At 69.3% G+C, this 23,337-nt stretch carries 23 protein-coding genes; 13 read left to right on the top strand and 10 right to left on the bottom strand.

The features are described from left to right. Nucleotides 1-22: 22 nt before the first annotated feature. The 6 genes from FOZ76_RS19625 to FOZ76_RS19650 all read right to left on the bottom strand — a co-directional run bounded on the left by FOZ76_RS19625 (nt 23) and on the right by FOZ76_RS19650 (nt 5,659). Entirely contained in the window at nt 23-1,111 is a 1,089-nt protein-coding gene (locus FOZ76_RS19625) for a CobW family GTP-binding protein (protein ID WP_143949978.1), read from the bottom strand. Between the two features lie 196 nt (nt 1,112-1,307). After that, complete coding sequence (gene xerC, locus FOZ76_RS19630) at nt 1,308-2,252, bottom strand: tyrosine recombinase XerC (RefSeq protein WP_143949979.1); 945 nt, start codon at nt 2,250-2,252, stop codon at nt 1,308-1,310. Nucleotides 2,253-2,300: 48 nt separating this feature from the next. Further along, complete coding sequence (locus FOZ76_RS19635; protein WP_143949980.1) at nt 2,301-2,996, bottom strand: DUF484 family protein; 696 nt, start codon at nt 2,994-2,996, stop codon at nt 2,301-2,303. Nucleotides 2,997-2,998: 2 nt separating this feature from the next. Then, entirely contained in the window at nt 2,999-3,871 is an 873-nt protein-coding gene (gene dapF / locus FOZ76_RS19640) for a diaminopimelate epimerase (protein ID WP_143949981.1), read from the bottom strand. A gap of 88 nt (nt 3,872-3,959) precedes the next feature. Further along, entirely contained in the window at nt 3,960-4,844 is an 885-nt protein-coding gene (locus tag FOZ76_RS19645) for a lysophospholipid acyltransferase family protein (protein ID WP_246129651.1), read from the bottom strand. Further along, entirely contained in the window at nt 4,841-5,659 is an 819-nt protein-coding gene (locus tag FOZ76_RS19650) for a lysophospholipid acyltransferase family protein (protein WP_143949982.1), read from the bottom strand. The genes FOZ76_RS19645 and FOZ76_RS19650 overlap by 4 nt, the downstream gene beginning before the upstream one ends. 139 nt (nt 5,660-5,798) lie before the next feature. On the opposite strand from FOZ76_RS19650, the gene metK reads away from it, so the two are divergent. Further along, complete coding sequence (gene metK, locus FOZ76_RS19655) at nt 5,799-6,971, top strand: methionine adenosyltransferase (protein ID WP_246129653.1); 1,173 nt, start codon at nt 5,799-5,801, stop codon at nt 6,969-6,971. 169 nt (nt 6,972-7,140) lie between these two features. Here the strand turns inward: metK and FOZ76_RS19660 are convergent, their stop codons facing one another. Then, nucleotides 7,141-8,103: a tripartite tricarboxylate transporter substrate-binding protein gene (locus FOZ76_RS19660; protein ID WP_143949984.1), complete on the bottom strand. Its 963-nt coding sequence runs from the start codon at nt 8,101-8,103 to the stop codon at nt 7,141-7,143. A 214-nt stretch (nt 8,104-8,317) separates the two neighbouring features. Further along, nucleotides 8,318-9,442, bottom strand: a complete 1,125-nt coding sequence (locus FOZ76_RS19665) for a TauD/TfdA family dioxygenase (RefSeq protein ID WP_143949985.1) — start codon at nt 9,440-9,442, stop codon at nt 8,318-8,320. Nucleotides 9,443-9,551: 109 nt separating this feature from the next. On the opposite strand from FOZ76_RS19665, the gene FOZ76_RS19670 reads away from it, so the two are divergent. The 7 genes from FOZ76_RS19670 to FOZ76_RS19700 all read left to right on the top strand — a co-directional run bounded on the left by FOZ76_RS19670 (nt 9,552) and on the right by FOZ76_RS19700 (nt 15,834). After that, the gene (locus FOZ76_RS19670; RefSeq protein ID WP_143949986.1) at nt 9,552-10,430 is read left to right on the top strand and encodes a LysR family transcriptional regulator; all 879 of its coding nucleotides are present in this window, start codon (nt 9,552-9,554) and stop codon (nt 10,428-10,430) included. Between the two features lie 218 nt (nt 10,431-10,648). After that, a complete protein-coding gene (locus tag FOZ76_RS19675; RefSeq protein ID WP_143950666.1) occupies nt 10,649-11,623 on the top strand; it encodes a sulfate ABC transporter substrate-binding protein in 975 nt (324 codons plus the stop codon). Nucleotides 11,624-11,674: 51 nt separating this feature from the next. Beyond that, nucleotides 11,675-12,562: a sulfate ABC transporter permease subunit CysT gene (cysT, locus tag FOZ76_RS19680; protein WP_143949987.1), complete on the top strand. Its 888-nt coding sequence runs from the start codon at nt 11,675-11,677 to the stop codon at nt 12,560-12,562. 70 nt (nt 12,563-12,632) lie between these two features. Then, complete coding sequence (cysW, locus tag FOZ76_RS19685; protein WP_143949988.1) at nt 12,633-13,535, top strand: sulfate ABC transporter permease subunit CysW; 903 nt, start codon at nt 12,633-12,635, stop codon at nt 13,533-13,535. Between the two features lie 47 nt (nt 13,536-13,582). Then, entirely contained in the window at nt 13,583-14,647 is a 1,065-nt protein-coding gene (locus FOZ76_RS19690) for a sulfate/molybdate ABC transporter ATP-binding protein (protein ID WP_143949989.1), read from the top strand. Between the two features lie 82 nt (nt 14,648-14,729). Continuing rightward, nucleotides 14,730-15,572: an acid phosphatase gene (locus FOZ76_RS19695; protein WP_246129655.1), complete on the top strand. Its 843-nt coding sequence runs from the start codon at nt 14,730-14,732 to the stop codon at nt 15,570-15,572. A gap of 40 nt (nt 15,573-15,612) precedes the next feature. Further along, nucleotides 15,613-15,834 (top strand): DUF1289 domain-containing protein, encoded by a 222-nt coding sequence (locus FOZ76_RS19700; protein ID WP_143949990.1) that lies wholly within the window; start codon nt 15,613-15,615, stop codon nt 15,832-15,834. A 168-nt stretch (nt 15,835-16,002) separates the two neighbouring features. On the opposite strand, the gene FOZ76_RS19705 is transcribed toward FOZ76_RS19700, so the two are convergent. Continuing rightward, nucleotides 16,003-16,932 (bottom strand): LysR family transcriptional regulator, encoded by a 930-nt coding sequence (locus tag FOZ76_RS19705; protein WP_143949991.1) that lies wholly within the window; start codon nt 16,930-16,932, stop codon nt 16,003-16,005. A 220-nt stretch (nt 16,933-17,152) separates the two neighbouring features. Between FOZ76_RS19705 and FOZ76_RS19710 the strand changes: the two genes are divergently transcribed. From FOZ76_RS19710 to FOZ76_RS19730, 5 genes are all read left to right on the top strand, one after another. Next, on the top strand, nt 17,153-17,788 hold the full coding sequence (locus tag FOZ76_RS19710; protein ID WP_143949992.1) for an FMN-dependent NADH-azoreductase: 636 nt from the start codon (nt 17,153-17,155) through the stop codon (nt 17,786-17,788). Nucleotides 17,789-17,924: 136 nt separating this feature from the next. Then, nucleotides 17,925-18,137 carry a hypothetical protein gene (locus FOZ76_RS19715; RefSeq protein ID WP_143949993.1) on the top strand — a complete coding sequence of 71 codons (213 nt, stop codon included), beginning with the start codon at nt 17,925-17,927 and terminating at the stop codon, nt 18,135-18,137. A gap of 105 nt (nt 18,138-18,242) precedes the next feature. Continuing rightward, a complete protein-coding gene (locus FOZ76_RS19720; RefSeq protein WP_143949994.1) occupies nt 18,243-19,775 on the top strand; it encodes a class I adenylate-forming enzyme family protein in 1,533 nt (510 codons plus the stop codon). A gap of 37 nt (nt 19,776-19,812) precedes the next feature. Next, on the top strand, nt 19,813-20,541 hold the full coding sequence (locus FOZ76_RS19725; protein ID WP_143949995.1) for an SDR family oxidoreductase: 729 nt from the start codon (nt 19,813-19,815) through the stop codon (nt 20,539-20,541). A 91-nt stretch (nt 20,542-20,632) separates the two neighbouring features. Next, a complete protein-coding gene (locus FOZ76_RS19730; protein WP_143949996.1) occupies nt 20,633-21,256 on the top strand; it encodes a 2-hydroxychromene-2-carboxylate isomerase in 624 nt (207 codons plus the stop codon). 30 nt (nt 21,257-21,286) lie between these two features. Here FOZ76_RS19730 and FOZ76_RS19735 read toward each other — a convergent pair whose 3' ends face one another. Then, nucleotides 21,287-23,299, bottom strand: a complete 2,013-nt coding sequence (locus FOZ76_RS19735; RefSeq protein WP_143949997.1) for an acetoacetate--CoA ligase — start codon at nt 23,297-23,299, stop codon at nt 21,287-21,289. Nucleotides 23,300-23,337: the final 38 nt, after the last annotated feature.

Here is a 23,337-nt window from a genome sequence, read left to right on the forward strand (position 1 = left end):
TATCTCCGAAGGGTGAATCAGGTCATGCCAGGCATTGTTCCAGCCCCAGGTTGAAGATGTCCTGAGGTAGGTTGCGCCCGATGAAAACCATCTTGGTGTTGCGTTTTTCGTTCGCCAGCCAGGCGCGGCCCGGCTCGGCTCCCATGAGCTGGTGCACGCCCTGGAACAACAGGCGGCGATTGGAGCCCTTGACGAAAAGAACTCCCTTGTAACGCAAAAGGTCTGGGCCGTATACCTGCACGATGCCGCTCAGGAATTCCTCCAGGCGGACCGGGTCGAAGGCGCGATCCGACTTGAATATGAAAGCCTTGATCGCGTCGTCGTGATGCGCGTGCGCATGGCTGTGGCTGGGGTGCTCGCAGGCCTCGCCATCGTGATGGTGATGGTCGTGGCTGTGCGCGTCCTCGGCCGCATCCGGATGCTCGCCCTCGAGGAACTGCGGATCGATGTCGAGGATGGCGTTCAGGTTGAAGCCGTGCAGATCGAGCAGCTCGCGGATGTCGGCCTGGCCGAAGTTGGCCGGCGTGATCGCGGCGCGCGGGTTCATGCGCACCAGGCGGGCGCGCAGGTCCTGGAATTCGGCGTCTTCGACCAGATCGACCTTGGAGACCAGGATGCGATCGGCGAAGCCGACCTGGTTCTGCGCTTCGGTCTGGGTGTCCAGCGTCTCGTGGCCGTGCTTGGCGTCGACCACGGTGATCACGCCATCCAGCATGTAGGCCGAGGCGATGGAATCGTCGATGAAGAAGGTCTGGCACACGGGGCCCGGGTTGGCCATGCCGGTGGTTTCGATGATCACGCGGTCGAAACCGAGCTTGCCGAGCGCGCGCTTGGCGCGCAGCTCGTCCAGGATGCGTACGAGATCGCCACGCACGGTGCAGCACACGCAGCCGTTGTTCATCTCGATGATCTGCTCGTCGCGGTCCTGCACGAGCAGGTCGTTGTCGATGCTCTCGGGCCCGAACTCGTTTTCGATCACCGCGATCTTCTGCCCGTGGTTCTCCGACAGGATGCGGTTGAGCAGCGTGGTCTTGCCAGCGCCCAGGAAACCGGTGAGCACGGTCACGGGGATGGGACCGGCCGAGGTCTTGGCAGCGTTCGATTGACTCATAGGTGGGGACTCCTTGCCAACCCCGCATTATGGACGATGGCGGGGGCGGATTACAGCACAGGTGGGGGGAGGGGGCAACCTCGCCCGGGTTGGCCGGATCGGACCGGAAAAAAGCCCGGCAATTGCGCACGATGCCGGCGGCGAGCCACCGCGCGGCGACGGCCGCGGTTTTCCAGGCCGGGCGGCGGGGCGAGGCTCAGCCCTTCGTCTTGCGTCCGGCCCGCGGGTGGGTCCGGTCGTATGTGGCGGCCAGATGCTGGAAATCAAGACGTGTGTAGATCTGTGTGGTGGAAATGCTGGCGTGCCCCAGCATTTCCTGGACCGCGCGCAGATCCTGGGCCGACTGCAGCACGTGGCTGGCGAAGCTGTGGCGCAGCATGTGCGGATGCACGTGGACCGGGGCGCCCGCCTGCGCGGCCCAGCGCGCCAGGCGCTGCTGCACCACGCGGGCAGCGATGCGCCGGCCGCGCGCGCCCACGAAGAGTGCGGGCTCGTCCGGCCGCGCCAGTTGCTCGCGGCACGCCAGCCAGCCCGCCACCGCCGTCAGCGCCGTGCCGCCGACCGGCACCACGCGCCGCTTGCCGCCCTTGCCGAGCACGTGCACCTCGGCTTCATCGGGCGCCAGCCAGCCTGCGGCCGCGGCATGGTGACGCAGGTCCAGGCCGACCAGCTCGGACAGGCGCAAGCCGCTGGAATACAGGAGTTCGAACATGGCGCGGTCGCGCACGAGCAGCGCGGCCTCGGCTGCGTTCTCGGCAGCCGCCGCGCCTGGCGCGGCATCGAGCAGCGCCGCGGTCTGTTCCACCGACATGGCCTTGGGCAGGCCGCGCGGCGCCCGCGGCGCGCGCAGCCCCTCGGCGGGATTGGCGGCCAATGGTGTCTGGCTCGCCAGCCAGCGATAGAAGCTGCGCCAGCACGAGAGCTCGCGCGCCAGCGAACGTGGATGCGCGCCCTGGGCATGGCGCTCGGCCAGCAGCCTGCGCAGGTCCTGCGCGGTGAGCGCAGCCAGCGGCCGCTCGCCCGCCGCGGCGAGAAGTACGGCAAGGTCGCGCCGGTAGGCCGCCAGCGTGTGCGGCGACGCCCGCCGCAACCGCGCGAGCTCATCGAGCCAGCGCGAGGGGGAAGCGTCGGCGGCGTTCATGGGCAGGCACCCCTCGGGCCGCGCAACGCCGTTGGCGGCGTGGCGATCTCATCCACCCTGCAGCAGGCGCGACAGCGCAGCGCCTGCCAGTGCGCCGATGTGCTCGAGAAAATCGGTGCCCATGTCCGGGCTGAAGCGGCCCGGATCATCCGAGCCCAGCACCATCAGCCCGAAGGTCTGACCACGCGGGGTGCGCACCGGGATCAGCGCGAGCGAGGCCGGTTTGAAGCCCAGCCAGGCTGTTGCGGCCACGCCGTTGTCCGGGCCGCAGTAGGGCTTTTTCAGGCTGGCGGCGAAGAGCCGGATGTCGTCGGACACCGGCTCGGCTTCGGCCGGCTCGCGGTGGGCCGGGCATTGCCACAGCCGCAGCGCGACCTGCGGCAGGTCGAAGGCCTTGGCCAGGCCGTCGCTCACCAGCGCCGGCAGGGCCTGGGCATCCGATTCGGCGAGCAGCGCCACGCTCCACTCGCGCATGCCGAGCACGATGCGCTGGTTGTCGTTGGCGTGGTGCGTGAGCGAGCCGAGCTTGCGTTCGAGCGCATGCATGCGCTCGCGCAGGGTGAGGATCTGGCGCTCGCCGAGCGAGATGGCGCGGCCTTCGTAGGGATGCGGCACGCGCATCTCGGCGAAGACTGCGGCGTGCTGGTCGAAGAATTCCGGGTTCTCGCGCAGGTAGTCGGCGACGGCCTGGGCATCGAGCGGCGCGCTGGGCGCGGATGAGGGCGGCAGGGGGGCGGCGGTCATGGTCATGTCGGCAGTCGCATGTTGTCCAGGGTGGCGGTGGCGATGGCGCCGTCGAACACAATGGCGGTGGGGCCGGTCATGCGCAGATGGCTGCCGTCCCAGGCGATATCCAGGCGGCCGCCGCGCGTGTCCACGCGCACGGGCGAATCGAGCATGCCGCGGCGGATGCCGGCGGCGACCGCGGCGCAGGCGCCGGTGCCGCAGGCAAGCGTCTCGCCGGCGCCGCGCTCGTAGACGCGCAGCCGGATGTGGTGCCGGTCGACGACCTGCATGAAGCCCGCGTTGACCCGATGCGCGAAGCGCGGATGGCGCTCGATGGCCGGGCCGACGGTGCCCACCGGCGCCGTGTCGACGTTCTCGACGACCTGCACGGCGTGCGGATTGGAGACGGCCACCAGCGAGACCCAGCTCTCGGGCTGGGTGTCGATCGGCCACAGTGTGTCCACGCCCTCGCTGCGCGGCGTCAGGCCGTGCGTGTCGAACGGCAGGGCCTCGGGCTCGAAGCGCGTGGTGCCCATGTCGACCGTGACGGTGTGATCCGCATGCATCTGCAGCGTGATGACGCCGCTGGCGATCTGGGCGCGCAGCGGATTCGCGCTGGACAGCCCGCGATGATGGACGAAGCGCACGAAGCAGCGTGCGCCGTTGCCGCAGTGTTCGACCTCGCCGCCGTCGGCGTTGAAGATGCGGTAGCGGAAGTCGGCGTCGGCCACGCTGGCCTTCTCGACCAGCAGCACCTGGTCGGCGCCGATGCCGAATTGGCGGTGCGCGAGCGCGCGCACGCGCTGCGGCGTCAGCGCGATGTCCTGCGTCACGCCGTCGAGCATGACGAAGTCATTGCCGGCGCCGTGCATTTTGGTGAAACTCCAGATCATGGCCACATTATCGCACCAGCGCCCGGGCGGCCCGCGCAGGGCCCGGGGCGCGTCAGGGTGCATCGACCTTCAGTGCCGCGCGAACACCCTAGTCGTAGATGTCCGGTTCGCCGGGAGGGCGCGTCTTGAAGCGTTTGTGCACCCAATAATATTGGCTGGGGCTGGCGTCCACCCAGGCCTCGATCTCGCGGTTCAGGCGCGCGGCCGCCGCCGCCGGGTCGTCCTTGCCCGGGAAGTCGCGCAGCGGCGGCAGCACGCGGGCGTGGTAGCGGCCGGTGTCCGGCTGCCAGTAGGTGAGCACCGGCAGGATCTGCGCCCCCCAGTTGCTGGCGAGCTGGGCGGGCGCGGTGAGGGTGGCCGCGGGCACGCCGAAGAAGGGGACGAACACGGCGCCGCGCGCGCCGAAGTCCATGTCGGGCAGGTAGTACAGCGGCAGGCCCGCCTGCAGGTGGCGCAGCAGGCTGCGGATGCCCTCGCGCCGGCTGACGAGCTGGATGTCGTTAAAGCGCGTGCGTCCGCGGCGAAAGAGCGCATCGAAGCCCGGGTCGCTCTGCACCTGGTACATGGAGGCGGCCGGGCCTTCGAGCGAGAGCCGGGTGGCGCCCGCATCCAGGCCGATGAAGTGAGGCGCGAGCAGGATCACCGGCCCGCGTGCCAGGCCTTCGGTGACGTGCTCGAAGCCGCTCAGGGTGACGAGTTCGCGGATCTGCTCGGGCGAGCCGTACCAGAGCACGCTGCGATCGATGATCGACTGCGCGAGTGCCGCGAAGTGCTGGCGCGCGAGGTACCGGCGCTCGCGCTCGGGCAGGCCGGGAAAGCACAGCCCCAGGTTGCGCATGACCACCTTGCGGCGGCGGCGCACCAGCCACCAGGACAGGCGGCCGAGGGTTCTGCCGATGCGCATGCGCGTCGCGGGCCTGCGCCGCGACAGCCAGCGCATCACGTGTTCGACGAAGTTGGCGGATCGGCTCATGGGTTCTTGTAGCGGTTGTAGCTCCACAGGTATTGCTGCGGACAACGACGGATCATCGATTGCATGGCCTGGTTGATCCAGGCCGCGGCGGCCTCGCCGCTCCCGGCCGGCGGCGGCGCGACCTCGGCCAGGTGCAGACGCCAGCCGCGCCCGCGCGGCAGGCGCTCGCAGGCCGCGGCGATGACCGCGACCTTGTCGCTGCTCGCCAGGCGCGCCGGCAGCGTCATGGTGTAGGCCGGGCGGCCGAAGAAGTCGGCCCAGGCGCCTTCGCCCTTGCCCGGCACCTGGTCGGGCAGGATGCCGACCTGGCCGCCGCCGCGCAGGGTGCGCAGCAACTGGCGCACCCCGGCGACGCTGGCCGGTGCGATCTCGACCAGGGTATCGGCGCGCGCGGCCTCGATCAGCGTGGCGAGCGCGGCCTGGCGCGGCGGACGGTACAGCACGGTGATGGGCGCAAAGCGCGTCGCATAGCGTGCGGACATTTCGAAGCCGCCCAGGTGCGGGGTGACGAACAGGATGGACTTGCCGGCCGCGCGCGCCGCTTCGATGAGATGGTCGTCGGTGCTGTGCACGCGGGCGAGCGCATCGGCGGTGCGAAACCACACCCAGGGCAGCTCGAGCATGCTGGCCCCGGTCTCGGCGGCGGCGCGGCGCGCGAAGGCCGCGTCCGGATAGCCCGCCTGCGCGGCGTGCGCGCGCAGGCGGCGCCGATAACGCCCGGGCAGCGCATACACGAGCCGGCCGAGCAGGCGCCCGACGGCATGCAGCCAGGCGAGCGGAAGGTGCGACAGCAGGCGGAAAACGAAGACGAGCATCGGGCCCAGGCGGCGTCGGGCGAGTGGCCGTTGGATGGCAAACCGGGATTTTCGCCTAAAATGCCCGCGGTCGCCCGACGCTGCTGGAACGTGGCGTGCGAGCAATGAATTTTCGACCCTTTTCCTAGGAAGATCTCGCGTGGCTCGAAACAACGATTTCCTGTTTACCTCCGAATCCGTATCGGAAGGCCATCCGGACAAGGTTGCCGACCAGATCTCGGATGCGGTCCTGGACGCCATCCTGGCCCAAGACCCGAATGCCCGAGTCGCCGCCGAGACGCTGTGCAATACCGGGCTGGTGGTCATGGCCGGCGAGATCACCACGACCGCCAACGTCGACTACATCGACGTCGCGCGCGACACCATCAAGCGCATCGGCTACGACAACACCGAGTTCGGCATCGACTACAAGGGCTGCGCCGTGCTCGTGGCCTACGACAAGCAGTCGCCCGACATCGCGCAGGGTGTGGACCGCACGGCCGAGGAATACCTCGACCAGGGCGCCGGCGACCAGGGCCTGATGTTCGGCTACGCCTGCGACGAGACTACCGATCTCATGCCCGCGCCGATCTGGTACGCGCACCGTCTGGTGCAGCGCCAGAGCGAGCTGCGCCGCGACGGGCGCCTGCCGTGGCTGCGTCCCGATGCGAAGTCGCAGGTCACCTTCCGCTACGTCGATGGCCGCCCGGTCGAGGTGGACACGGTGGTGCTGTCGACCCAGCACGCGCCCGAGATCGAGCTGCCGCAGATCCGCGAAGCGGTGATCGAGGAAATCATCAAGAAGAGCTTCCCCGAGGAACTGCTCACCAGCAAGACGCGCTACCTGGTCAACCCGACCGGCCGCTTCGTCATCGGCGGCCCGCAGGGCGATGCCGGCCTGACCGGCCGCAAGATCATCGTGGACACCTACGGCGGCGCATGCCCGCACGGCGGCGGCGCCTTCTCCGGCAAGGACGCCTCCAAGGTCGATCGTTCGGCCGCCTACGCCGCGCGCTACGTGGCCAAGAACGTGGTGGCGGCCGGCCTCGCGCGCCAGTGCCAGGTGCAGGTCAGCTACGCCATCGGCGTGGCCGAACCGATCAACATCACCATCTACACCGAAGGCACGGGCGTCATCGACGACGCCGAGATCGTGCGCCTGGTGCGCGAGCACTTCGACCTGCGTCCCAAGGGCATCATCAACATGCTCGACCTGCTGCGCCCGATCTACGGCAAGACCGCGGCCTACGGGCACTTCGGCCGTTCCGAGCCGGAATTCACGTGGGAGGCCACCGACAAGGCCGAAGCGCTGCGCAAGGCCGCGGGGATCTAAGCGCTTGCAGGCAGATACGGCGCGCGGGCAGGCCCGCAGCGCCGGTCCGCACGGGTCGAGTCACGGAGGCTGATCGCCGGATGGCAGAAGGTGGACAGGCTGCGCGCCGGCCGTCGGCCGGGAGCCTGCCTTGCCGCCGCACAGGCGGCCGGGATGGGAACGGCCGGCATCAGCCCATGCTAATGCCGGTGAGCTTGACGACTTGCGCGAAGCGCGCCATCTCGCTTTGCAGGAAGTCGCGGAACTCGGCGCCGGTGCTGCCCACCGGCCGCAGGCCTTCGTGGGCGAGCCTCTCGCGCAGCACTGGGGAGGCAGCGGCTTGCCTGGCTGCGGTTTCCAGGGTCGCGGCAGCGGCCGCGTCCAGTCCGGCCGGTCCGAGCAGGCCGTACCAGCTCGAGAACTGGAAGTCCGGTACGACGTCGGCCACCGGTCGCACGCCAGGGTATTCGGGGATGCTTTGCTCGGTGGTCACCGCCAGCGGCTTCAACTGGCCGGTCGCGGTGAAGGCGCGCACCGTCGTCAGGTTCGAGATCATCAGATCGATCTGGCCGCCCAGCAGGTCCTGCATGGCCGGCGCGGCGCCCTTGTAGGGCACGCTGACGGCGCGCATGCCGGTGCGGTACTGCAGCAGTTCCGCGGCCAACTGGTTGGCGCTGCCCAGGCCGGCGATGCCGATGCTGAGCTGGCGCCCGGAGCGTTCGGCATATTCGAGCAGCGTGGGCAGGTCGGTCACGGGCAACTGACCGTTGGCCACCAGCAGCAGGGGCGACGATGCGACCAGGCTGATGGGAGTGAAGTCGGCCATCGGATCGAACGGCAGATTCTTCATCATCGATGGGTTGATCGCGTGACTGGTGTAGGCGAGCAGCAGCGAGCTGCTGTCGCCGCGGGCAGCGGCCACGCTGCTCGCGGCGATGTTCCCGGCCGCCCCCGGCCGGTTCTCCACGACGATGGTGGAGGCCAGCGGTTTTTCCATGGTCATGGCGAGGGTGCGCGCCACGAGATCCGTGCCTCCCCCGGGGGTGGCGCCCACCAGCAGGCGCGTGGGGCGGGATTGGGCCAGAACGGCAGGCGCGCTGGCCGTGGCCGCTGCGGCGGCCATCAGGGTGAGCCATTGACGGCGGTTGAGCATGGTGTGTCTCCTCGGTGTGTTGTGTGGTTATGGCGGAACGGGGCCGATGCGCACCGGGATGGTCCCGGCACAACAACGGCAAAAAAGCCCCACGCTGCGCCTTCGGTTCGCTGCCCCCAAGGGGGGCGTTTTTTTTGCCTTGGGAGCGGCCCTACGGCAAAAAATGCCCGCGGACGACAGTCCGGGGGCATGGAACGGAGGTATTGGCGCGGGGTCAGTCGGTGTGCGCGTGCTCCGGCGCGAGTCTGGACTGGGCGGCGGGATCGAACGGCGCCAGGGGCATGCCGAGGACGGCTGCCTGCTCTTGTTCGTAGCGCTCGAAGGCCTGCGTTCGAGCGCTGCCGCGCAGCCCGCCGCGCACCGAGCCCGGGCGCGAGTCGCCGTAGTAGGGGCCCCAGTCGTCGGGCAGGCGCTGCGAACCGGGTATCGCCAGCCACAGGCGCAGCAGGTGTCGCTTGAGGTCGAACGCCTCGTGATCCTCGAAGTCCGTGCGTGAATGCACCGTCGTATAGTTGTTGAGCAGTTGCATGTCGCCCTGCTCGAGCTGCATGGAAAAGCACAGCTCGGGGTCCTGCAGCAGTTCGTCGATCAGGTCCAGGGCTTCGAGCTGGCGTGCCGTCAGCCGAGGCACCTCCGGGAAATCGCGCTGTGCCGCCACCACGTTCTTGCGGTTGATGCGAAAGGCGAATGGCGCCTCGGCAGCGCCGAGCAGCGGAATGCTGTAGTACGGCGGCTGCGCCGGGTCCTGCGCGCCTTGGTAGCTGTAGAAGAATGGCTCGCGCAGCACCGGCTCCAGGTCGGGACGGCGGCGCACGAACGCCGCATGCAGGGCGCGCGAGCTCACCACTTTGCTTTCCCCGCCGCGTTTGGCCGTGCGTCGGCAAAGCAGCGCCACCACGTCGGACGAGTCGGTATGGAAATCCAGCGCCGCGTTGGTGTTGTAGCCGCGGCCGTTGGTCACTTTGTAGGTACCGCCGGCATCGCGCACGTCGTTCATGATGTCGCTGGCGCGGTTCTGGGTGCGCGCCACGCCCATGTGCAGCCCCATGCCCCAGTAGGCGATGCGACAGTCGTCCTCTGTCCAGCGGTCCACCGGGAACCCCCTGAGCAGGCACAGACCCCACGGCCCCTGGGTGGCGGCCACGGCGCGCGCCAGCGCCTCGCGCGACGCGGCCGGCAGCGGGAAGTCCGATTGCCGCAGCTCGATCAGCGGCCTGCCGCTGGCCTTGGCATGCGCCAGGGCGGTATCGAAGCCGGCCACCGCCTCCGGCGTCAAGCGCTGCACCCATGTGTTGTCCTGCTGCGCCTGTCCGGCCAGCCATCCTGCTTTCGCCTGCATGTCTCCCCCTGGGTTTGCGGTCCGGCATTGCCGCCGATGCCGAGCAGTCTAGGCTGGCATAATCGACAAGAAAAGTGACTTTATTTCGTTGTCTTCATAAGGATTCTTGATGAAGATCGAGGCCTTCCAGACCTTGGGCAGCGTGTTGCAGGGCGGCAGTTTCGCCATGGCCGCCGAGAAGATGCGGCTCACGCCCAGCGCGGTCAGCATGCAGATGAAGCAGCTCGAGAATTACCTGGGCCAGGCGCTGTTCGACCGTTCCGGCCTGCAGGTGAGACCCACTGAGTTCGCTGTCGAGGTCGACGCCGTCATGCGGCCGGCGCTGGCCCGCCTGGCGGCCTTGCGTCGCGGCCACAGTGCGCTCGTCGAGGGCCGCCTGCGGATCGGCATGATCGAAGGGCTGCAGCCGGCGCTGCTGCCGCCGGCGCTGGCGTGGCTGGCACATCGCCATCCGGGCCTGCAGGTCGTTCCGCGACGCGGCTCCAGTGTCGAGCTGACGAATGCGGTCAAGGCCGGGCAGTTGCAGGCCGCCGTGGTGGCGCGGCCCAAGGCGGGGCGCGTCAGCGGGTTGCGCTGGCACGTGTTGGGCAAGCGCTCGCTGATGCTGCTGCTGCCGCCCGGCGATCCGGCTGCCGACGTGGGCGAGGCCGTGGCCCGGCTGGACTGGATCCGCTACGACAGGCAGACCGTCACCGGCCAGCTTGCCGGACGTGTCGTGCACCGGCTCGCGCCGGACAAGCGCAGCGTGGTGGAACTGGACAACATCGCCGCGGTGGCCGCCATGGTCAGCGCGGGCATGGGGTTCTCGGTCGCGCAGGTGCTGGACGACAGTCTGCTGCGGCGCTATCCGATGCGCTCGCTCCCGCTCGGCCCGGACGCGCCCACTTTCGACATCGCCCTGGTGCACCGCAAAGCGGACGAGGACGATCGCCTGATCGGCGCGCTGCTCGAGGCTTTGCATGTCGCGATGGCGCAGGCCGATGCCTGAAGCGGGGTTCGCCGCGGGTTTTCTTCATAGCGCACGCAGGGGTTGGCGAGCGTTCGAAATTCGTTCTGGTAATGAGCAATCGCGTAACGAATCGTTCGTTTGGCCTGCGGACTGGATCACCATGGGCGCCTTGACACCGTTCTTTCAAGGAGTTTTCGGTGAAGCCCCTGTCCCGCATCCTGCGTGCCGCCGCCCTCGCCAGTGCCCTGGGCCTGGGTATGCTGGCCGCCGCACCCGCCGCACCCGCCGCCCATGCCCAGACGCTGCTCAACGTCTCGTATGATCCGACCCGCGAACTCTACCGGGAGATCGATGAGGCCTTCATCAAGCAGTACCAGGAGAAGACCGGCCAGAAGTTGACCATCCGCCAGTCGCATGGCGGTTCGGGCCGGCAGGCGCGCTCGGTCATCGACGGGCTGGATGCCGATGTGGTCACGCTCGCGCTGGCCTACGACATCGACGCCATCGCCGATCGCGGCCTGCTGCCGGAGAACTGGCAGACCCGGCTGCCGGACAACAGCTCGCCCTACACCTCGACCATCGTGTTCCTGGTGCGCAAGGACAATCCCAAGAGCATCCATGATTGGGACGATCTCGTGCGCGACGATGTGTCGGTCATCACGCCCAACCCCAAGACCTCGGGCGGCGCGCGCTGGAACTATCTGGCCGCCTGGGCCTACGAATTCCGGCGCAGCGGCGGCGACGAGCAGAAGACGCGCGACTTCGTCGGCAGGCTGCTCAAGAACGTGGCGGTGCTCGACACCGGCGCGCGCGGCTCGACCACGACCTTCGTCGAGCGCGGCCAGGGCGACGTGCTGCTGGCCTGGGAGAACGAGGCCTTCCTCGCGATCAAGGAACTCGGCCCGGACCGCTTCGAGATCGTCGTGCCGTCCCTCAGCATCCTGGCCGAGCCGCCGGTCGCGCTGGTCGACAAGGTGGTCGAGCGCAAGGGCACGGGCGAGGCGGCCCAGGCCTATCTGGAGTACCTCTACACCCCCGAGGCGCAGGAGATCATCGCGCGCAACTACTACCGTCCGCGCGACGCGACGGTCGCGGCCAAGTACGCCGATCAGTTCCCCAAGGTGGAGCTGGTCACCATCGACGAAGCCTTCGGCGGCTGGCGCGATGCGCAAAAGACCCACTTCGCGGACGGCGGTACCTTCGACCAGGTCTACACGGCGGGTGCACGATGAGCAGCATGTCGGCCGGCGCGCAGCGCGGCTCGTGGATGGGAGGGTAGTCCAGTGAGCGTCAACCTCGCCGTTCCGGCGCAGGCAGCGGCGCGTGCCCCTTCCGGGCGCCGCCGTTTCGGCGTGCTGCCCGGCTTCGGGCTGTCGATGGGCTACACGCTGCTTTATCTCAGCCTGCTCGTGCTCATCCCGCTCGCGACCTTGCCGATCAAGAGCGCCGAGCTGGGCTGGGCGCAGTTCTGGTCGGTCGTTACCGATCCGCGGGTCGTCGCGTCCTATCGCGTGACCTTCGGCGCATCGTTGTTCGCTGCGCTGGTCAACGTCGTGTTCGGCTTCGTCGTCGCCTGGTGCCTGGTGCGCTACCGGTTTCCGGGCAAGAAGATCGTCGATGCCCTGGTCGACCTGCCGTTCGCCCTGCCCACGGCGGTGGCGGGCATTGCGTTGACCGCGCTGTATGCCGACAACGGATGGCTCGGCGGCCCGCTGCAGCAGTGGTTCGGCTGGAAAGTCGCCTATACGCCGCTGGGCATCGTCGTCGCGCTGATCTTCATCAGCCTGCCGTTCGTGGTGCGCACGGTCCAGCCGGTGCTGGAGGACGTGGAGCGCGAAGTCGAGGAGGCCGCGGCCAGCCTTGGCGCCGGGCGCTGGCAAACCTTCAGGCGCGTCGTGTTTCCCGCCGTCGCGCCCGCGCTGCTGACCGGCTTCGCCCTGGCGTTCGCGCGCTCGATCGGCGAGTACGGTTCGGTGGTCTTCATCGCCGGCAACCGGCCGATGGTCTCCGAGATCACGCCGCTGCTCATCATCGCCAAGCTCGAGCAGTTCGACTATGCCGGCGCGGCGGCGATCGCCACCGTGATGCTGGTGTTCGCCTTCGCGCTGCTGCTATTGATCAACGCGCTGCAGTGGTGGCAGGCGCGCCGTGGGCAGGGGAGGCTGGCATGAGCGCAGCGCTTCGCGTCGCGGGCGGCTCGGCTGCCCGTCGTCATGGTGTGCATCCGCGGGAGGTCGGGCTATGAGCGCCACGCAGCAGGAATCCCCCGCGCTGCGCGAGCCGGCCTGGGTGCGCCGCACGCTGCTTGGCGTGTGCTGCGTGTTTCTGGCGTTCTTTCTGGTGCTGCCGCTGCTCACTGTCTTCATCGAAGCGTTCAAGCGGGGCTGGGAGGTGTACGTCGAGGCCATCGTCGAGCCCGATGCGCTGGCGGCGATCCGTCTCACGCTGCTGGTCGCGGCGATCAGCCTTCCGCTGAATCTCATCGCCGGCGTGGCCGCGGCCTGGGCCATCACGCGCTTCGCCTTTCGTGGCAAGCAGTTCCTGATCACGCTCATCGACCTGCCGTTCTCGGTCTCGCCGGTGGTGGCCGGGCTGGTCTTCATCCTGTTGTTTGGCGCGCAGGGCTGGTTCGGGCCCTGGCTGCAGGAGCACGAATGGCGCATCGTGTATGCCGTGCCCGGCGTGGTGATCGCCACCTTGTTCGTGACCTTTCCGTTCATCGCGCGCGAGCTGATCCCGCTCATGCAGGCGCAGGGCGCGGACGAGGAGCTGGCCGCGCTCACGCTGGGGGCCAGCGGCTGGCAATTGTTTCGCCGCGTGACGCTGCCGAACATCAAGTGGGGACTGCTGTATGGGGCGATCCTCGCCAACGCCAGAGCGATGGGCGAGTTCGGGGCCGTCTCCGTGGTGTCCGGGCAGGTGCGCGGCCTGACCAACACCATGACCCTGCACGTCGAGATTCTCTACAATGAATACATGTTTGCGGCTTCCTTCGCGGTGGCTTCGCTGCTGGCGCTGCTGGCGCTCCTGACGCTGGCGCTGAAGTCGTGGGTCGAATGGCGGCATGCGCGCAGCGTGCGCGCCGCCGATCCGCCCGGCCAGGGCGCCGGCGTGCGGGCGACAGCGCCGCTGCCCGCCGCCTGAAGTCTGCCGGCGTCCGCTGCGTGCGGGCGCCTTCCAAGGATCACATCATGAGTATCGAAGTCTCCGGTCTTTCCAAGCAGTTCGGTTCGTTCCGCGCGCTGGACAACATCTCCCTGCACATCGAGACGGGCGAGCTGGTGGCGCTGCTCGGGCCGTCGGGCTGCGGCAAGACCACACTGCTGCGCATCATCGCCGGGCTGGAAACGCCCGACAGCGGCCGGGTCTGGTTCGCGGGCGAGGACGCCACCGACGTGCACGTGCGCGAGCGCCAGGTGGGGTTCGTGTTCCAGCACTATGCGCTGTTCCGCCACATGACTATCTTCGAGAACGTGGCGTTCGGCCTGCGCGTCAAGCCGCGCAGCCAGCGGCCCTCCGAAGATGCGATCAAGAAGAAAGTCACCGAACTGCTGAAGCTGGTGCAGCTCGACTGGCTGGCCGACCGCTATCCCGCGCAGCTTTCGGGCGGCCAGCGCCAGCGCATCGCACTGGCGCGCGCGCTGGCGGTCGAGCCGCGCGTGCTGCTGCTGGACGAACCCTTCGGCGCGCTCGACGCCAAGGTGCGCAAGGAGTTGCGCCGCTGGCTGCGGCGCCTGCACGACGAGCTGAACGTGGCCAGCGTGTTCGTGACGCACGACCAGGAAGAGGCGCTCGAGGTGGCCGATCGCGTGGTGCTGATGAACGCCGGCCACATCGAACAGGTCGGCACGCCGCGCGAGGTCTGGGAGCGCCCTGCATCCCCCTTCGTGTATGGCTTTCTGGGCGGGGTCAACCAGTTCAAGGGCACGGTATCGGCCGGGGTGCTGCATGCCGACGGCATCGTGGTGCCGGCGCCCGAGCTCGCGGATGCCGACCAGCCCGCGGTGGCCTATGTGCGCCCGCACGAACTCGACATCGAACCCTACCGCCAGGGCGGCGAGGGCCTGGCGGTGCGCCTGAACCATGCCTGGCTCGCCGGGCCCAGCGCCTATCTCGAACTCATGCGCGATGGCAGCAACGAGCCGATCGAAGCGGAGATCCCGGAAGGCGAGTTCCATCGCCTGGATCTGAAGGAAGGCGACGCCCTGCTCGCCAGGCCACGGCGCGCGCGCGTGTTTCCTCTGCGCGCTGCCTGACCCTGGGACTCCCCCTATGGCTGGGCCGGACCGGGCGGCGTAAGCTGCACGGACAACAACAGCCCAGCAAGGGGGAGTTAGCATGTCGATATCATCATGGCGCCTGGGTGCGCCGCACACGGGTCGGCCCTGGGCCAGTATGCTGTGCGCCCTGGCCAGCGTCGGTGTGCTGGCCGGCTGCGCACAAGGGGTCGTGGCGCCCACCGATCCCGCCGCGGTGGGCGAAGTCCGCAAGGGCATTCTCAACGGATATCTCACGCGCGCGGATCACGTGGACAGCCTCGCCTTGCTGCCGCCGCCGCCCGCCGAAGGGACGCCGGCCTTCGCGGCCGACGTGGCGGCCTACCAGGCGCTCGGCCAGGAGCGCCCCACGCCGCGCGGTGCGCAGGCCGTCTCCGACGCCCAGCTCCGCTTTCCGCAAGCGGCGAATTCGTTCACCTGCGCGCTCGGTGTGCCCATCGATGCCCAGCGCACCCCGAACATCCTGATGCTCATGCGGCGCACGCTGGCCGATGCCGGCGGTGCGACCTACAACGCCAAGGAACACTACCAGCGCACCCGTCCGTTCGTGCACTTCAAGGCGCCGAGCTGCACGCCCGACGATGAACCGCATCTGGCCAAGGACGGCTCCTATCCGTCCGGCCACTCCGCCCTGGGCTGGGCCTGGGGCCTGGTCCTTACCGAAGTGGCGCCCGAACGCCGGGATGCGCTGGCGCAGCGCGGCTACCAGTTCGGCCAGAGCCGTGCGATCTGCGGCGTACACTGGCAGAGCGACGTGGACGCCGGGCGCGTGGTGGGCGCAGCGGCGGTCGCGCGCTTGAACGCCGATCCGGTATTCCTTGCGCAGCTCGACGCCGCGCGCAAGGAATACCAGCGCCTGCGCGATACCGGCGTGAGCGCGACGGGTTGCTCTAGCACACCTTGACCCTCGGCGGGGGGGCGGGGCCGGGTGCTATGCTCGCTGCATGAGCGACACCCTTCCCCCGCCCAGGGTCGCAGCCAAGGCGGTCTTCACCAACACCGATTCGCCTTGCGTGGCCGTGTGCTCCACGCTGTTCGACGACGTCTGCCGCGGCTGCGGCCGCACTGCCTACGAAGTGGCCAACTGGGTCTTCATGACCGAAGACGAGAAAGCCGCCGTCTGGGCGCGCATCACCGCGCAGGGCTATCCGCGTCGCAAGGGCTGAAGGGCGCGGCGCCTCGCAGCCCAGCGCCACCTGGCTTCCATGCCCGCCTGGGCGCCGAAACCAGGCAGGCTGGGCCCGAGGCCATGCGCCGCTTCCAGGCCGATGACATCGCGTTGTGCAAGCGCATCGTGGCCCGGGCAGGGTGCCCCAGCAGTAGCGGCGCGCTCGTCAGCCGTGCTCGGCGGCATCGGCCGCGAGAGGTTCCTCCCCGATCAGATTGGCTTCCAGGAAGTCCAGCAGCGCGCGCACGGCCGGGTTGTGCGCCCGCCGCGGCGGGTACATGGCGTGGGCGATGCCGGGCGGTAGTTGCCACTCGGGCAGCACCTCGACGAGAGTGCCCAGCCGGCGTTCTTCGCGGCACAGGTAATCGGGCAGCATGCCGATGCCCACGCCGGCGAGGATGGCGAAACGCAGGGTGGAAAGATCATCCGCCACGTAGCGCGGCGTGTGCACGAAGCGAAAGCTCGTGCCGTCGGCGCGGCCCAGGCGCAGGCCCGCGGCGCCGGCGTCGAGCGACATGGCCACTGTGGGCAGGGAGGCCAGATCCTCGGGCGTGCGCACGCTGGGATGCCGGCGCAGCAGCTCGGGCGAGCCCAGCAGCAAGGCGCGCGTCAGGCCGAAGCGGCGGGCCGCCAGGCTGGTGCTGGCTTCGATCTCGTCGCGCACGCGCAGCACGATGTCCACGCCTTCCTCGATGGGGTCGACCGGCCGGTTCATCACGCGCATGTGGACGTCGACCTCGGGGTAGCGCGCCAGAAAGCGCGGTAGCAACTGGCCCACGCCGCCCTGCGCCAGCGTCACCGGACAGCTCAGGCGGACGATGCCGCGCGGCTCGGCGCCGGCCTGCATGCGCCATTCATCGGCCGCCCGCGCGGCGTCGCGCAGCGCCACGCAGTGCCTCAGGAAGGCTTCGCCCGCCGGTGTGAGCGACAGCCGACGTGTGCTGCGCTGCATTAACTGCACGCCCACGTCGGCTTCGAGCGCTGCCACGCGATGGGAAACGCGGGACTTGGGCAGGCTCAGCGCGCGGGCGGCAGCGGTGAAGCTGCCGCGCTCGGCGACTTCCGCAAAGATGACCAGGTCCTCGAGATGGCGCATGATTGTTTTCCGTATTCGGACAATGTGTCTGTTTTTAGCCCACTTATCGCCGATTGTCTCGCGTTCTACGATACGGATGTCGTGGCTGTGGGCCCGTGAGCCTGGCTGAGCCAGGTCCACAGGTGCAGCGGCCCGGTTTTCCTGGCGGCGCCGCGCCCGCTCCCGCAGGGTTCACGCAGCGCAGCATCCACCGCTTCCGAAAAGCACAAAGGACACCATCATGAAGATTCTGCACATCGATTCGAGCATCCTCGGCGACAACTCGGCCAGCCGCGTCCTGACCGCGGAAATCGTGGCCGCCCTGCGCCAGGCCAACTCTGGCGCCGCCGTGGACTACCTGGACCTCGCCGCCGATCCCGTCGAGCATTTCTCGACCGATGCGCTGGGCGTCAAGACGGGCCAGACCGAAGGCGCCACGCCCGAGCAGGCACGCCAGAACGAGCTGTCCGAGCGCTTGGTGAGCCAGTTCCTCGCGGCTGACGTCCTGGTGGTCGGCGCACCTCAGTACAACTTCGACATCCCGACCCAGCTCAAGGCCTGGATCGACCGGCTGGCGCAGCCCGGCCGCACGTTCCGCTACACCGCCGAAGGCCCGGTCGGGCTGGCCGGCGGCAAGACGCTGATCGTTGCGTCGACCCGCGGCGGCAAGTACCCCGACGAGGCGGCGGCCGGCCAACTGATTCCGCGCGAACGCGATTACCTTCGTCTGGTCTTCGGTTTCATGGGCATCACCGACGTGCGCTTCGTGCGCGCCGACGGCCTGGCCATGGGCGACGAAGCCCGCGCGGCCGGCCTGGCGCAAGCGCGCCGCGAGATCGACGCGGCGATCGGCCTGCCCCTGGCCGAGGCCGCCTGAGACCCAGCCCGCACGGCGGCGCCTCGGGCGCGGCCGGCCGGCGTTTCACGCTACATTCCGGTTCGGATATCGTGCGTGCGGCGCGCCGTTCCCGCATCGGGCGGGATGGCGGCGCTGGGATGTACGGGGAGGGGAGGTGCGGCGCTATCGCCTGGGCCTGATCACACCGGCGCTCGGCGGCACGACGCTGCGCCAGTTCGACGTGAAGGAAGTCGCCAGGCCGTTGATTTCGCTCAACGTGGCCGGCCCGGCGATGCTGCTGCTGCCGCCGGCACATCTGCTGTCCGTCGTTCGTGCGCGCCTGCTCGCCACGGCGCGGGCGATCCGCTCGCGGTTCGGCGCGGACTGAGGGCCCGATTCCTCGTAGCGGTTCCGGCTTGCTTGCCGGGCCCGGACAGCGGTATACATGCCTGCGCGATGCCGTAAGATCGGTGTCCCTGCTGGAGGAGGAAAAATGACGCAGCCACTTTCGCGCTCGCCTGTGCATATACACGATATCGTCAGCGACTGGGCCGCCGCCACGCCGTCGGCGCCGGCCTTGAGCGATGCCCATGGGGCGCTGGACTATGCCGGGCTGGAGCATGCGTCGGCCGACGTCGCCCGGGCGTTGGCCGACGCCGGCGTGCGTCCGGGAGACCGGTTGCTCGTCGTCGGCGAGAACTGCGTGGCGGCCTGCGTGGCAGTGCTGGCGGCGAGCCGGCTGCGGGCCTGGTCGTGCATGGTCAACGCGCGCTTGTCGGCGCGCGAGGTGGACAACTTCATCGCGCACGCCGGGGCCCGGCGCGTGCTCTACACCGGCCTGGCCTCGAGGGATGCGCTGGCACACGCCGAGCGCCACGGCGCCCAGCCCTGGCCCGAGCTGGCGGGCACGCAGCTCGGCCCGCTCGCACCGGCCGTCCAGCCCGAGCCCGTGAGCCCGGACCCCGCCCGCCAGGTGGCGGCGCTCATCTACACCTCGGGCACTTCCGGTGCGCCCAAGGGCGTGATGCTCTCGCATGCGAGCATTCTGTTCGCGGCGGACACCACCCGGCGCCTGCGCGGTTTCCGGCCGGACGACCGCCTGTACGGCGCGCTGCCGATGGCGCACGTGGTGGGTCTGTCCAACCAGTTCCTCGGCACCATGGCGAGCGGCGCCAGCCTGCATCTGGTGGCGCGTTTCGAGCCGCAGGCCATGGCGCAGGCGCTGGCCGCCGGCGAGGTGACGGGTTTTTTCGGCGTGCCCGCGATGTATGCGCGCCTGCTCGCCTGGTCGCGCGACACCGGCCAGCGCCTGGCGGCGCCCGCGCTGCGCTACATGGGAACGGCGGGCGCGCCGCTCACGCCGGCGCTCAAGGCCGATGCCGAGCGTGCGTTCGGCATCGTGCTGCACAACGGCTATGGCATGACCGAGATGGCGCCGACCATCGCGCAGACGCGCATGGACGCGCCGCGCGCGGACCGTTCGGTGGGCCATGCCATCCCGGGCGTCGAAACCCGGCTGCTCGGGCGCGACGGTGCGCCGGTGGCCGACGGCGAGGTGGGCGAGCTGTGGGTGCGCGGGCCGAACCGCATGCTGGGCTATTACCGCGACGAGGCGCTCACCCGCGCGGTCGTCGACGAGCAGGGGTGGCTGAACACCGGCGATCTCGCGCATCGCGGCGCCGACGGCGCGCTGCACATCGTTGGACGCACCAAGGAGCTGATCATCCGCTCGGGCTTCAACGTGTATCCGGTCGAGGTCGAGCAGGTGCTCAATGCGCACCCCCAGGTGGTGCAGTCGGCCGTGGTCGGCCGTGCGGTGGAGGGCAACGAAGAGGTGGTGGCCTTCGTCGAGGCCATGGCGGGCGAGCCGCCGTCCGAGGCGGCCCTGCGCCGCTACTTGCGCGAGCATCTGTCGCCCTACAAAGTGCCCAGCGAGATCCGTTTCGTGCCGTGCCTGCCGGCCGCGCCCTCGGGCAAGATACTGAAGAACCAGCTCAAGCAGCTCGCCGCCGAGCGAGTGCAGTGAGCCCAGCGCGTGCGCCTTGCACGCAAGGAGACCCCGCATGACCGACAGAAAAGCCATACTCGTGATCGGCGCCGGCGATGCGACGGGCGGCGCGATCGCGCGCCGCTTCGCCCGCGAAGGCTATATCGCCTGCGTCACGCGGCGACACGCCGACAAGCTTGCGCCGCTGCTCGAGGCCATCCGCGCCGACGGCGGCGAGGCGCACGGCTTCGGCAGCGATGCGCGCAAGGAAGAGGAGATGGTGGGCCTGGTCGAGCGCATCGAGCGCGAGATCGCACCCATCGAAGTGGCGGTGTTCAACATCGGCGCCAATGTGCGCTTCGGCATCACGGACACCACGGCGCGCGTCTACTACAAGGTCTGGGAGATGGCCTGCTTCGGCGGCTTTCTCATGGGGCGCGAGGTGGCTAAGGCCATGCTGCCGCGCGGGCGCGGCACCATCATCTTCACCGGCGCCACGGCGAGCCTGCGCGGGCGCGACGGCTTTGCCGCTTTCGCGGGCGCCAAGCACGCCTTGCGCGCGCTGGCTCAGAGCATGGCGCGGGAACTCGGCCCGCAGGGCATCCACGTCGCCCACCCGATCGTCGACGGCGCCATCGACACCGAGTTCATTCGCAGCAACTTCCCCGAGCGCTATGCGCTGAAGGAACGTGACGGTATCGTCGATCCGGACAGCATCGCCGAGGCCTACTGGATGCTGCACCGGCAGCCGCGCAACGCCTGGACGCACGAGCTCGATCTGCGGCCCTGGCTGGAGTCCTGGTGAGCCGCTTTCCCCGCATCCGGGCCCCTCGCGGCCATGCCACGCCGAGGCCGTCGAGCGCCGCGGCGCTTCATGCACAGACCAAGGAGACATCGTGACCCAACCCCAAGTGCGCTTTCTATTCGACTTCGGCAGCCCCAACGCCTACCTCTCGCACAAGGTGATCCCCGCCATCGAGGCGCGTACCGGCGTGCGCTTCGCCTATGTGCCCGTGCTGCTGGGCGGCGTGTTCAAGATGACCAACAACCGCTCGCCGGCCGAGGCCTATGCCGACATTCCGGCCAAGCTCGCCTACGAAAGGCTGGAGCGCGAGCGCTTCGTGCGTCGCCACGGGCTCGAGCGCTTCCGGCACAACCCGCACTTTCCCGTGAACACCCTCACCATCATGCGCGGCGCCGTTGCCGCGCAGCGCCAGGGCGTGTTCGCGCCCTATGTGGAGGCGGTCTACGCGGCCATGTGGGAGCGTGGCCTGGACATGGCCCAGCCCGAGGTGATCGCCGGCGTGCTGAAAGAAGCCGGCCTGGACGCCGAGGCCTTGCTCGCCGGGGCGCAGGATGCCGAGGTCAAGGCCGAACTGCTGGCCAACACGCAGGCCGCGGTGGAGCAGGGCACGTTCGGTTCGCCCACTTTCTTCGTCGATGACGAGATCTACTTCGGCAAGGATCGCTTGCGCGAGGTCGAGGACGAGATCGTGCGGCGCCAGGGCGGGGCGGGCTGAGCGCACCGCCGTCGAAAGGCCATGGGGAGTTCAGGCGCCGGCTGACGTGGGCGGCGGCGCCATGCGGTCGGCCGCCCCGTTCAGTCGTTGCGCAAAGGCCACGAACCAGTCCAGGCTGGCGGGGTTGGCCAGCGAGTCCGGGTTGGCGACCTTGCGCAGCGGCTGGCCGAGCAGCAGCTTGCGGATCGGCAGCTCCAGCTTCTTGCCCGACAGGGTGCGCGGGATCTGCGCGACGGCGAAAATCTCGTTCGGCACGTAGCGGCCCGACAGCGCGTCGCGGATGGCCTTGCGGATGCGGGCATCGAGCGCCGCATCCAGCGTGTAACCTTCGCGCAGCACCACGAAGAGCGGCATGTACGACGCCCGTCCCAGGTACTCCAGGTCGACCACCAGGCTGTCGAGCACCTCGGGCAGGGTCTCCACGGCGCGATAGATTTCGCTCGTGCCCATGCGGATGCCCTGGCGGTTGATGGTGGTGTCCGAACGTCCGTAGATGATGGCGCCGCCTCGCGGCGTCACGCGCAGCCAGTCGCCGTGGCGCCACACGCCCGGGTACATCTCGAAGTAGCTCTCGCGGTAGCGGCTGCCGTCGTCGTCGTTCCAGAGATAGAGCGGCATCGACGGGATCGGCTGCACGCAGACCAGTTCGCCGACTTCGTCGTGCACGGGGTGGCCCGCGTCGTCGTAGGCGTACACCGCGGCGCCCAGGCAGCGGCACTGCATTTCGCCCTCGTAAACCGGCTGCGTGACGTTGCCGGCCAGAAACGCGCCGGCGAAGTCGGTGCCGCCGGAGATCGCATCGATCCAGAGGTGCGCGCCCACATGCTCGCGGATCCAGCGGTAGGATTCGGGCGCGAGTGGCGAGCCGGTCGAGCCGACCGCGCGCAGGCGCGAGAGGTCGGCGATCTGACGCGGTTCGACGCCGGCCTTTTCGCAGCTTGCGAAGAAGGCGGCGCCCGCGCCGAAGAAGGTCACGCCCGTCTCGCCGGCGAAACGCCAGAGCGCTCCCCAGTCCGGGTAGGCCGGGCTGCCGTCGTAGAGGCACACCGTGGCGCCGGCGAGCAGGCCGCCCACCTGCGCGTTCCACATGATCCAGCCCGTGCTGGAGTACCAGTGGAAGCGGTCCCGCGGCTGGATGTCGTTGTGCATCATGCCCATCATGGACATCACGAGCAGGATGCCGCCATGCCCGTGCACGATGGGCTTGGGCATGCCGGTGGTGCCGGATGAATAGACAATCCACAGCGGATGGTCGAACGCCAGCCACTCGGCTTGGAGCGGCGCATCGCCGGCTACGGCGTCCTGCCAGGGCAGGGCATCCGGCAGCGGCGCGGCGCCGGCGAGCTGGTTCAGGGCGATGACGTGGCGCAGCGTGGGCAGGCCGGCGCGCAGCTCGGCCACGCTGGCGCCGCGGTCGTGATCCTTGCCGCCATAGCGATAGCCGTTGCAGGCAATGAGCACGCTGGGCTCGATCTGGCGAAAGCGGTCGAGCACGCTGGCCGAGCCCATGTCGGGCGAGCACACCGACCAGACTGCGCCCACCGAAGCGCAGCCGAGCAAGGCCACGATGGTCTCGGGCAGATTGGGCAGGTAGGCCACGACCCGATCGCCGGGCGTCACCCCGAGCGCGCGCAAACGCGCCGCGAGCGCCGCCGCCTGGCGCTGCAGCTCGGCCCACGACCATTCGCCCGCACGGCCGTCCTCGCCGCGAAACACGATGGCCGGCCGCTGCGTGGTGGCGTGGCGGAACACCTGATCGACGAAGTTGACCCGGGCGCCGGGGAACCAGCGCGCGCCGGGCATGACCCGCTCGGCCAGCACCGTCTCGTGCGGCGTGGGCGAATGCACGTCGAGATAATCCCAGGCGGCCTGCCAGAACGCCTCGATCTCGGTGGTGGACCACCGCCACAGCGCGTCGTAGTCGGCAAAGCGCAGGCCGCGTTCGCGCGCGAGCCAGTCGGTGAATGCGCTCAGGTTGGCGGCGGCCACCTGTTCGGCCGTGGGGGTCCAGACCGCCACGGCCTCCTGGGGAGTGTCCTGCATCTTGTCTCCTGCCTGCGAATGCGAGTGCGAAGGCCCGG

This window comes from Verticiella sediminum, from assembly GCF_007558815.1.
GTDB lineage: Bacteria > Pseudomonadota > Gammaproteobacteria > Burkholderiales > Burkholderiaceae_B > Verticiella > Verticiella sediminum.

Excerpts from the sequence above, each read along its gene's own strand:
- FOZ76_RS19675 (WP_143950666.1), top strand. The coding sequence starts at position 10,649 with ATGCTGGCCGCCGCACCCGCCGCACCCGCCGCCCATGCCCAGACGCTG.
- FOZ76_RS19705 (WP_143949991.1), bottom strand. The coding sequence starts at position 16,932 with ATGCGCCATCTCGAGGACCTGGTCATCTTTGCGGAAGTCGCCGAGCGC.
- FOZ76_RS19665 (WP_143949985.1), bottom strand. The coding sequence starts at position 9,442 with ATGCAGGCGAAAGCAGGATGGCTGGCCGGACAGGCGCAGCAGGACAAC.
- cysW (WP_143949988.1), top strand. The coding sequence starts at position 12,633 with ATGAGCGCCACGCAGCAGGAATCCCCCGCGCTGCGCGAGCCGGCCTGG.
- dapF (WP_143949981.1), bottom strand. The coding sequence starts at position 3,871 with ATGATCTGGAGTTTCACCAAAATGCACGGCGCCGGCAATGACTTCGTC.
- FOZ76_RS19690 (WP_143949989.1), top strand. The coding sequence starts at position 13,583 with ATGAGTATCGAAGTCTCCGGTCTTTCCAAGCAGTTCGGTTCGTTCCGC.
- FOZ76_RS19635 (WP_143949980.1), bottom strand. The coding sequence starts at position 2,996 with ATGACCGCCGCCCCCCTGCCGCCCTCATCCGCGCCCAGCGCGCCGCTC.
- FOZ76_RS19670 (WP_143949986.1), top strand. The coding sequence starts at position 9,552 with ATGAAGATCGAGGCCTTCCAGACCTTGGGCAGCGTGTTGCAGGGCGGC.
- FOZ76_RS19660 (WP_143949984.1), bottom strand. The coding sequence starts at position 8,103 with ATGCTCAACCGCCGTCAATGGCTCACCCTGATGGCCGCCGCAGCGGCC.
- FOZ76_RS19735 (WP_143949997.1), bottom strand. The coding sequence starts at position 23,299 with ATGCAGGACACTCCCCAGGAGGCCGTGGCGGTCTGGACCCCCACGGCC.
- xerC (WP_143949979.1), bottom strand. The coding sequence starts at position 2,252 with ATGAACGCCGCCGACGCTTCCCCCTCGCGCTGGCTCGATGAGCTCGCG.
- FOZ76_RS19695 (WP_246129655.1), top strand. The coding sequence starts at position 14,730 with ATGTCGATATCATCATGGCGCCTGGGTGCGCCGCACACGGGTCGGCCC.
- FOZ76_RS19725 (WP_143949995.1), top strand. The coding sequence starts at position 19,813 with ATGACCGACAGAAAAGCCATACTCGTGATCGGCGCCGGCGATGCGACG.
- FOZ76_RS19650 (WP_143949982.1), bottom strand. The coding sequence starts at position 5,659 with ATGCTCGTCTTCGTTTTCCGCCTGCTGTCGCACCTTCCGCTCGCCTGG.
- FOZ76_RS19645 (WP_246129651.1), bottom strand. The coding sequence starts at position 4,844 with ATGAGCCGATCCGCCAACTTCGTCGAACACGTGATGCGCTGGCTGTCG.
- FOZ76_RS19710 (WP_143949992.1), top strand. The coding sequence starts at position 17,153 with ATGAAGATTCTGCACATCGATTCGAGCATCCTCGGCGACAACTCGGCC.
- FOZ76_RS19625 (WP_143949978.1), bottom strand. The coding sequence starts at position 1,111 with ATGAGTCAATCGAACGCTGCCAAGACCTCGGCCGGTCCCATCCCCGTG.
- FOZ76_RS19720 (WP_143949994.1), top strand. The coding sequence starts at position 18,243 with ATGACGCAGCCACTTTCGCGCTCGCCTGTGCATATACACGATATCGTC.
- FOZ76_RS19700 (WP_143949990.1), top strand. The coding sequence starts at position 15,613 with ATGAGCGACACCCTTCCCCCGCCCAGGGTCGCAGCCAAGGCGGTCTTC.